We start from the raw sequence: 8,563 nt of genomic DNA, 5'->3' as shown, positions 1-8,563 counted from the left end.
CCGGGCGGGGCGGGGGCGCTCGGGGCGTGGGCGGGGATCTCCTCCACGGCGCTGCCGGCGGGGCCGCTGCTGGGCGGGCTGCTGGTCGACACGGCCGGGTGGCGGTGGATCTTCCTGCTGAACGTGCCGGCCGCGGCGGCGGCGATCGCCGGGGTCCGCGCGCTCGTCCGCGAACCCGGCCGGGGCGCGCGGGCCCGGGCGCCGCTGGACCGCGCCGGGATGGCGCTGGCGCCGCTCGCGCTCGGCGGCCTGGTGTGGGCGGTGATCGCCGCCGGGCACGGCCACCGGGCCACCGCCGCCGGCGCGGCCGCGGTCGCGGCGGCGGCCGGGGCGGGGCTCGTCCTGGCCGAGCGGCGCGCGGCGGCGCCGATGCTGCCGGGCGGGCTGCTGCGGGCGCGGGCGTTCCTCGGCGCGAACGCCATCGCGCTGATCATGAACCTGGTCACCAACGGGGTGCTGTTCACCTCGACGCTGGCGCTGCAGCAGGCCGGGCACCGCTCGGCGGCGTCGGCCGGGGCGCTGCTGCTGCCGATGGCGGTGCCGCTGGCGGTGCTGGCGCCGGTGAGCGGGCGGCTGACCGCCCGGTTCGGGACGCGGGTGCCGCTGACCGCGGGGGCCGCGGTCGCCGCCTGCGGGTCGCTGTCGCTGCTGGCCGCCGGGCCGGGCGGCGGGTACGGGCCGCTGCTGCCGGCGCTGGCGGCCATCGGGATCGGCGACGGCCTGATCGTCACGGCCGCGGTCGCCGCCGCGATGCGCGCCGCGCCGCCCGCGCACGCCGGCCTGGCGGGCGGGTTCAACAACGCCGCCCGGCAGGTCGGGACGGCGCTGGGCGTCGCGGTGTACGGGGCGGTCGCCGGGCCGGCGACCGGCCCGGGGTTCGCGTCGGGGCTGCACGCGCTGGCGTGGGTGAGCGCGGCGCTGTGGGCGGTGGCGCTGGCCCTCGTCCGCGCCGTCCCGGCCCGCTGACGCCCTCGCGGGCGCCGGAAAACCGGTTGGCGGGGCCCGCGGCGGTCCCCTACAACGGTCGGCATGCTCCGCAAATACCCCCGGACCCCGCACATCGCGGGCTCGCGGCTCCAGCCCGGCGACCACGACCTCGCCGCGGCGCCGTTCGCCGAGATCGCCGGGCGGTACCTGGTGGTGGAGGAGAAGCTCGACGGCGCCAACGCCGGGATCAGCTTCACCGCCGGCGGGGAGCTGCGGCTGCAGAGCCGCGGCCACTACCTGTCCGGCGGGCCCCGCGAGCGGCAGTTCGGGCCGCTGAAGGCGTGGGCGGCGTCGGTCCAGCACGTCCTGCGCGAACGCCTGCGGGACCGGTACGTCCTGTACGGGGAGTGGCTGTACGCCAAGCACACCGTCTTCTACGACGCGCTCCCCCACTACTTCTGCGCGTTCGACGTCCTGGACCTCGCCGACGGGACGTTCCTGTCGACGCCTCGGCGCGCGGAGCTGCTCGCCGGGACGCCGGTGGTGCCGGTGCCGGTCCTGCACGAGGGCCCGCTGCCGGACCTGGCCGCGCTGACGGCGCTGGCGGGGCCGTCGAGGTGCCGCACCCCGCACTGGCGGGACGCGCTGCGCGCGGCGGCCGCCGCCGGCGGCGCCGACCCCGGCCGCGTCGCGGCGGAGACCGACTCGTGCGAGGAGATGGAGGGCCTCTACATCAAGGTGGAGGAGGGCGGGCAGACCGTCGGCCGCTACAAGTGGGTCCGTCCGAGCTTCCTGACCGCGATCCTGGACGCCGGCACGCACTGGCTGGACCGGCCGATCGTCGCCAACGGCCTGGCAGACCCGGAGGTGCTGTATGCGGGTGTTCGATGAGCTGTGCCCGGCGCCCCCTCACTGGAGCGTCCCCTGGGACCGGATCCGGGACGCGTTCGCCTGGGTGCGGGACCTGGCCGGCGTCCCCCAGGACCCCCTCCACCACGGCGAGGGCGACGTCGAGACCCACACCCGGATGGCGTGCGAGGCGCTGGCGTCGCTGCTGCAGTGGCGGGCCCGCCCGGCCGCCGAGCGGGTGCGGCTGTTCACCGCGGTGCTGATGCACGACGTCGCCAAGCCGTACTGCACCGCGCTGGACGGCGACGGCCGCGTCACCGCGCACGGCCATTCCCGCCGCGGCGACCTGATGGTGCGGCGGATCCTGTGGGAGCTGGGCGCGCCGGTCGCCTGGCGCGAGCACGTCGCGGCGCTGGTTCGCCACCACCAGGTGCCGTTCTGGGCTCTGGAGCGCCCCGACCTGCAGCAGATCGCGTTCCGGGCGAGCATGCTGGCCCGCAACGACGACCTGGTGCTGCTGGCGTCGGCCGACATCCTCGGCCGGGTCTGCTCCGACACCGCCGAACTGCTGGACAACGCCGCCCTGTACGGGGAGTACTGCGCCGAGCAGGAGTGCCTGGAGGCTCCGCGCGCGTTCCCGTCCGACCACGCCCGGTTCTGGTACTTCCGCAAGCCCGGCCGCGATCCCGGCTACGCCGCGTTCGACGACACCCGCTGCACGGTGACGGTGCTGTCGGGGCTGCCGGGCGCGGGCAAGGACCACTGGATCGCCGCGCACCGCCCGGACGCGCCGGTCGTGAGCCTGGACCGGCTCCGCGCCGAGATGGGCGTGTCCCCCTCGGGGGACCAGCGGGCGGTGGCGGCCGCCGCGCACGAGGAGGCCCGCGGGCACCTGCGCGCGGGCAGGTCGTTCGTGTGGAACGCCACCAACGTGTCGCGGCAGCAGCGGGAGGCGTGCACGGGGCTCGCCGCCCGGTACCGGGCGCGGGTGGAGATCGTCGCGGTGGAGGCGCCGCCCGGCGTGGTCCGCGACCGCAACCGGGCGCGGCGGGCGCCCGTCCCGGACGCGGTCGTGGACCGGCTGGTGCGCCGCTGGGAGGCCCCCGACCCGACCGAGGCGCACCGCGTCGACTGGCTCACCACCGCCTGACCCCGGGCCGGGATCGCTGGTACGGCGGGGGCGATAATCGGGCGGGACGGCGACGAGCGGCGGGAGTGGCCCATGGGAGCAGGGGTGGCGCTGGTGACCGGCGCCGGATCGGGCATCGGAGCGGCGGTCGCGGCCGGGCTCCTGGACGCCGGGTGGCGGGTGGCCCTCGCCGGCCGCCGCCCCGGCCCCCTGCGGGCCGCCGCCGGCGCGGCCCACGACGGAGCGGCGCTGGCCGTCCCCGCCGACGTCACCGACCCCGGCGCCGTGCGGGAGCTGTTCGCCGCCGTCGCCGGCCGGTGGGGGCGGCTGGACCTGCTGGTCAACAACGCCGGGGTGTTCGGCGCGTCCGCGCCCGTGGAGGACTACTCCCTCCGGGAGTGGCGCCAGGTCGTCGACACCAACCTCACCGGCGCGTTCCTGTGCGCGCAGCAGGCGTTCCGGATGATGAAGGACCAGGACCCGCAGGGCGGGCGCATCATCAACAACGGGTCGCTGTCGGCGCACACGCCGCGGCCCCGCACCGTCGCCTACGCCGCCAGCAAGCACGCCGTGACCGGCCTCACCAAGGCGCTGTCGCTGGAGGGCCGCCCCCACCGGATCGCGTGCGGGCAGATCGACGTCGGCAACGCCGCCACCGACATGACCGGCGCGTTCGGCACCGGCACCCTGCAGGCGGACGGGTCGGTGAAGGCCGAGCCGGTGATGGACGTCCGCCACGTCGTCGACGCCGTCCTGTACATGGCGGGGCTGCCGCTGGAGGCCAACGTCCAGTTCATGACGGTGCTGGCCACGGCGATGCCGTCGCACGTCGGGCGCGGCTGACCGCCGCCCCGCCGGGGGCGCGCGACGGCGCGGTCCGGCGCGCCTGTTCACCCTTTGTCGGGAACCGGCCACGTTTAGCCTCCGACAAGGGGGAACGCCACCTTCAAGCGTCGAGACAACGCGGAGGGGGCCTGAAGGCGATGAGCATCGTGCGGCAGACGCATGACGGCGAGGCGGCGGCCGAGGGCATGGGCGCGCACCGCGTGGACCAGGCCCGGGCACCGGAGTTCCAGTCCCGGCGCCCGGAGGCGGGCACCGGCGAGCTGGTGCGGCAGGCCGCGCAGCAGGTCTCGGACCTGACCCGCGCCGAGCTGCGGCTGGCGGCCGCCGAGCTGAAGGCCAAGGCCCGGCACGCCGGCACCGGCGCCGGGATGTTCGGCGGCGCGGCGCTGATGGCGCTGTACGGGTTGGGGGCGCTGCTGACCGCGGCGATCGCCGCGATCGCGCTGGCGCTCCCGGTGTGGGCGGCGGCGCTGATCATGGGCGGGTTCCTGATGCTGGTGGCCGGGGTGCTGGCCCTGATGGGCCGGTCGCAGACCAAGCGCGCCGCGCCGGCCAAGCCGGAGGCGGCGATGGACGGCGCGCGGCAGACCGTGGCCGAACTGAGGGAGAGGGCGACGCACCGATGACGGTTCAGGGCAGGCACGGCGCCGAGGCCGCCACCGAGGAGCTGCGCCAGGAGGTCGACCGGGCGCGCCACGAGCTCGGCGACACCGTCGAGCAGCTGGCCGCCAAGGCGGACGTGAAGGCGCTGGCCCGGGAGAAGGCCGAGTACGCCAGGAGCCGGGCGCGCGACGCCGCGGCGTCGGCGTGGCAGGCGGCCGGCTCGGAGGAGACGATGGCGCGGGCCCGGCAGGGCGGCGCGGTGGTCGCCTCCGCGGGCGCGCTGGCGGTGGCGGCGCTGTGGATCCGCCACCGGCGGACGTCCTCGCGGCGGGTGGGGCCGGTGCGGTTCCGGATCGCCCCCGGGCAGCGCCGCGCGGTGAAGGTGCGGCGCCGCAAGGGCCGCTGACCCCGGGCCGCCGAGACCCGCGGGACCGGGCCCCGCCCCCGGGACCGACCCCCTGGAACGATCCGGTGAGAGGACCCGCATGCCTGTCCCTGGCGCGATCGCCGACCCCCCGGCCACCTCGTGGCGGGGGGCGCTGAAGCGGACGTTCGGCGAGTTCAAGCGCGACAACCTCACCGCGTGGGCGGCGGCGCTCACCTACTACTCGATCCTGTCGATCTTCCCGGCGCTGCTGGTGGTGGTGTCGCTGGTCGGGCTGGCCGGCCGGTCCACCACCGACGAGCTGATCAAGAACATCGGGGAGCTGGCGCCGGGCGCGGTGCGGGACCTGCTGGTGAGCTCGGTGCGGCAGCTGCAGGGCAGCAGCGGCGGCGCCGGGGTGATCGCGGTGGTGGCCCTGCTGGGCGCGGTGTGGTCGGCGTCGGGGTACGTCGGCGGGTTCATGCAGGCGTCCAACATCGTCTACGACGTCCCCGAGGGCCGTCCGATCTGGAAGACGCTCCCGGTGCGGATCGGGGTGACGCTGGTGACGCTGGTGCTGCTGTCGGCGTCGGGGATCGCGGTGGTGGTGACCGGGCCGCTGGCGCGCAAGGTCGGCGACGTGATCGGCGCCGGGTCGCAGGCGGTGACGGTGTGGAACATCGCCAAGTGGCCGGTGCTGCTGGTGGTGGTGGCGTTCCTGTTCATGCTGCTGTACTGGGCGTCGCCCAACGCCAAGCGCGGTTTCAGGGGGCTGGTGCCCGGCGGGGTGCTGGCGATCGTGGTGTGGCTGGCGGCGTCGGGGCTGTTCGCGGTGTACGTGGCGAACTTCTCCTCCTACAACAAGACCTACGGCAGCCTCGCGGCGGTCATCGTGTTCCTGGTGTGGCTGTGGATCACGAACCTGGCGATCCTGCTGGGCCTGGAGCTGAACGCCGAGCTGGAGCGGGGCCGGGCGATCGCCGCGGGCACTCCCCCGGGCCGGGAGCCGTACGTGCGGTTCCGCGACACCCGCGCCTTCGACGAGGAGGACCGCCGCGAGACCGGCGCGGCCGAGCGGGAGGGCGGCGCCGAACAGGAGGAGGGCGGCGGGCCGGGGGCGCAGGGTCCAGGGGCGCAGGGTCCGGGAGCGACGCGCGGCCGTCCCGGCCCGGGGCGTTCCTAGCGGCGTGCCGTGCCCGGCTGCGGGGGTGTACCGGGGAATCACGGTCGCATGAGGGCGAAAACGGTGAATAGGATCATGGCATGCTCCGTCCCGCTTACCCGATCGAGACCGAGCGGCTCACCCTGCGGCCGTTCCACGAGGGCGACGTCGAGGGCCTGTACGCCTACCAGTCCCTGCCGGAGGTGGCGCGGTTCCTGTACTGGGAGCCGCGGACGCTGGAGGAGTCGCGGTCGTTCCTGAAGCAGAAGATGGGCGCCTCCACCGTGGAGAAGGAGGGCGACTGGCTCGTCCTGGCGGTGGTGTGGCGCGAGACCGGCGACCTGATCGGCGAGGTCAACCTGCAGTACCGCAGCCGCGAGCACCGGCAGGGCGAGATCGGCTACATCTTCAACCCCGCCTTCCACGGCCGGGGGTTCGCCACCGAGGCCGCCGAGGTCGTGCTGCGGCTGGGGTTCGAGGGCCTGGACCTGCACCGGGTGTGCGGGCGGCTGGACGGCCGCAACGCCGCGTCCGCGCGGGTGCTGGAGCGGCTGGGGATGCGCCGGGAGGCGCACCTGGTGCAGAACGAGATCGTCAAGGGCGAGTGGAGCGACGAGGTCGTGTACGCGATGCTGCGGCACGAGTGGGACGCCCGCACCGCCGGCCGACCTGACGCGGAGTAGCGCGCCCGGCGGTCACCGGTCGGCCTGCTCGGCCAGGTCGCGGGCCAGGGCGCGGACGTGGCCGCGCAGTTCGGCGGGACGCCGGACGATGAAGGGGAACCCGAGCCCGGCCAGCATCCGGGCCATGCCGTCGAGCCGTTCGGCGCGGGTGGTCAGCACCACTCCCCCGCCCTCGCCGCCGGTGTTGTCGGCCAGGGTCGCGACCGCGGCGGGGACGCGTCGGCGGGCCTCGGCGAGGGTGGTCTGCAGGACGACCTCGACCTCGTGGGCGTAGGGGACGCGGGCCAGGGACCGCAGCACGTCGCGGACGGGGTCGGCGTCGCCGGGCGCCTCGAACAGCTCGGCGCCCGGTTCGGCGGAGGCGATCCGGTCGACGCGGAACGTGCGGGTCTCGCCGCTGCGGTGGTCGTGGCCGGTGACGTACCAGCGGCCGGAGTGCAGCACCAGCCCGTGGGGGTCCAGGTCCCGTTCGGTCTCCTCGCCGCGCCAGGACCGGTACCGCAGCCGGACGCGGCGGTGCTCGCGGGCGGCGGCGGCCAGGGTGAGGACGGCGCCGGTGTCGGGGACCGCACCGGGCGCGGCGCCGGCGGCGCGGTCGGGGCCGGTGAATCCGAGGGTGTCGCGCAGGGCCTGGACCCGGTCGCGCAGCGCGTCGGGCAGGACGCGCTGCACCTTGGCCAGGGCGCTCTCGGCGGCGGGGCCGGGCAGCCCGGTGCGGCGTCCCGCGAGCAGTCCCAGGACGACTGCGACGGCCTCGTCGTCGGTGAGCATCAGCGGCGGCAGCTTGTAGCCGGGCATGAGCCGGTAGCCGCCGTACCTGCCGCGGTCGGCGACGACGGGGACGCCGAGGTCCTCCAGGCGGGCGGCGTAGCGGCGGACGGTGCGCTCGTCCACGCCGAGCCGGCGGGCCAGTTCGGCGCCGCCGAGGCGGTGCCCGGCCTGCAGCAGTTCCAGCATCGCCAGGACGCGGGTCGTCGGGTGGGACGAATGTGGCACGGGTCACTCACTTAATCCGGGCGGGTCCTGTCCGGTATCGACCGTAGCGTGGTGCCGTACCGAACAGGAGAGGACGGCGCGACATGAGCACCGAGACGAGCACCGGCACCGGAACGGCGAGGGAGAAGGCGGGGGCGGGGACGTTCGTCCTGGTCCCCGGGTACTGGCTCGGCGCGTGGGCGTGGGACGAGGTCGCGGCGGCGCTGCGCGCGGCGGGCCACGAGGTGCACGCGGTGACGCCGTCCGGGCAGGCCGAGCGCGCGGGCGGCGACGTCTCCGGCATCGACGTCGACACCCACATCGCCGACATCGCGCGGGTCGTCGAGGACGGCGGGCTGGAGCGGGTCGTGCTGGTCGCGCACAGCGGCGCGAACATGGCGGTGACGGGCGCGGCCGACCGGATGCCCGGCCGGATCGCCCGCGTGGTGTACGTCGACACCGGGCCGATGCCGTCGGGGATGGCCGCGATCGACTTCCACGAGCCGTCCGAGCGGGCGGAACTGGAGCGGGCGGTCGCCGAGGAGGGCGGCGGCCGGGTGATCCCGGTGCCGCCGTTCGACCCGGCCGCCGACCCGGTGAACCTGGCGGGGCTGAGCGCCGCGCGGCTGGCGGAGCTGCGCGAGCGCGCCACGCCGCAGCCGTTCGGGACGGCGACGCAGCCGGCGGCCCGCCCGGACCCGCTGCCGGACACGCCCCGCACGCTGGTCGCCTGCACGATCCCGCTGGCGGCGGTGCGGCAGATGGGCGAGGAGGGCAACCCGATCTTCGCCGGGATGACCGGCCCGACCTGGACCTACCGGGAGCTGCCCACCGGCCATTGGCCGATGTTGTCCGCGCCTCGCGAGCTGGCCGCGCTGCTGGACGAGCTCGCCGCGCTCGGCTAGCGCGCGCGGCTCGGCGGGCGCGGCTCGGCGGGCGCGGCTCGGCGGGCGCGGCTCGGCGGGCGCGGCTCGGCGGGCGCGGCTCGGCGGGCGCGGCTCGGCGGGCGCGGAGCGCCGCTGACC

At 76.4% G+C, this 8,563-nt stretch carries 10 protein-coding genes; 9 read left to right on the top strand and 1 reads right to left on the bottom strand.

Annotation, left to right across the window (positions count from 1 at the left end):
• The 8 genes from ETD96_RS35815 to ETD96_RS35780 form a co-directional block, all read left to right on the top strand.
• Nucleotides 1-966 (top strand): MFS transporter (locus ETD96_RS35815; RefSeq protein ID WP_138640906.1); only part of this gene is annotated, 966 nt, incomplete at its 5' end.
• A gap of 63 nt (nt 967-1,029) precedes the next feature.
• Entirely contained in the window at nt 1,030-1,818 is a 789-nt protein-coding gene (locus tag ETD96_RS35810) for an RNA ligase family protein (RefSeq protein ID WP_138640905.1), read from the top strand.
• Nucleotides 1,802-2,926 carry an AAA family ATPase gene (locus tag ETD96_RS35805; RefSeq protein WP_138640904.1) on the top strand — a complete coding sequence of 375 codons (1,125 nt, stop codon included), beginning with the start codon at nt 1,802-1,804 and terminating at the stop codon, nt 2,924-2,926. The genes ETD96_RS35810 and ETD96_RS35805 overlap by 17 nt, the downstream gene beginning before the upstream one ends.
• 72 nt (nt 2,927-2,998) lie before the next feature.
• Nucleotides 2,999-3,748: an SDR family oxidoreductase gene (locus tag ETD96_RS35800; protein WP_138640903.1), complete on the top strand. Its 750-nt coding sequence runs from the start codon at nt 2,999-3,001 to the stop codon at nt 3,746-3,748.
• Between the two features lie 140 nt (nt 3,749-3,888).
• Nucleotides 3,889-4,377 (top strand): phage holin family protein, encoded by a 489-nt coding sequence (locus ETD96_RS35795; RefSeq protein ID WP_240808474.1) that lies wholly within the window; start codon nt 3,889-3,891, stop codon nt 4,375-4,377.
• The gene (locus ETD96_RS35790; protein ID WP_138640902.1) at nt 4,374-4,760 is read left to right on the top strand and encodes a DUF3618 domain-containing protein; all 387 of its coding nucleotides are present in this window, start codon (nt 4,374-4,376) and stop codon (nt 4,758-4,760) included. The genes ETD96_RS35795 and ETD96_RS35790 overlap by 4 nt, the downstream gene beginning before the upstream one ends.
• A gap of 79 nt (nt 4,761-4,839) precedes the next feature.
• On the top strand, nt 4,840-5,901 hold the full coding sequence (locus ETD96_RS35785) for a YihY/virulence factor BrkB family protein (RefSeq protein ID WP_171069388.1): 1,062 nt from the start codon (nt 4,840-4,842) through the stop codon (nt 5,899-5,901).
• Between the two features lie 80 nt (nt 5,902-5,981).
• A complete protein-coding gene (locus tag ETD96_RS35780) occupies nt 5,982-6,563 on the top strand; it encodes a GNAT family N-acetyltransferase (protein ID WP_138640900.1) in 582 nt (193 codons plus the stop codon).
• Nucleotides 6,564-6,575: 12 nt separating this feature from the next.
• On the opposite strand, the gene ETD96_RS35775 is transcribed toward ETD96_RS35780, so the two are convergent.
• Nucleotides 6,576-7,559, bottom strand: a complete 984-nt coding sequence (locus ETD96_RS35775) for a helix-turn-helix transcriptional regulator (protein WP_240808473.1) — start codon at nt 7,557-7,559, stop codon at nt 6,576-6,578.
• A gap of 83 nt (nt 7,560-7,642) precedes the next feature.
• Here ETD96_RS35775 and ETD96_RS35770 point away from each other — a divergent pair, with 83 nt between their 5' ends.
• Nucleotides 7,643-8,443: an alpha/beta hydrolase gene (locus ETD96_RS35770; protein WP_138640899.1), complete on the top strand. Its 801-nt coding sequence runs from the start codon at nt 7,643-7,645 to the stop codon at nt 8,441-8,443.
• Nucleotides 8,444-8,563: the final 120 nt, after the last annotated feature.

The sequence above is a fragment of the Actinomadura geliboluensis genome, from assembly GCF_005889745.1.
Classification (GTDB): Bacteria; Actinomycetota; Actinomycetes; order Streptosporangiales; family Streptosporangiaceae; genus Spirillospora; species Spirillospora geliboluensis.
The sequence above is the reverse complement of the archived record's forward strand: the minus strand, read 5'-3'. Positions and strand labels throughout refer to the sequence as shown.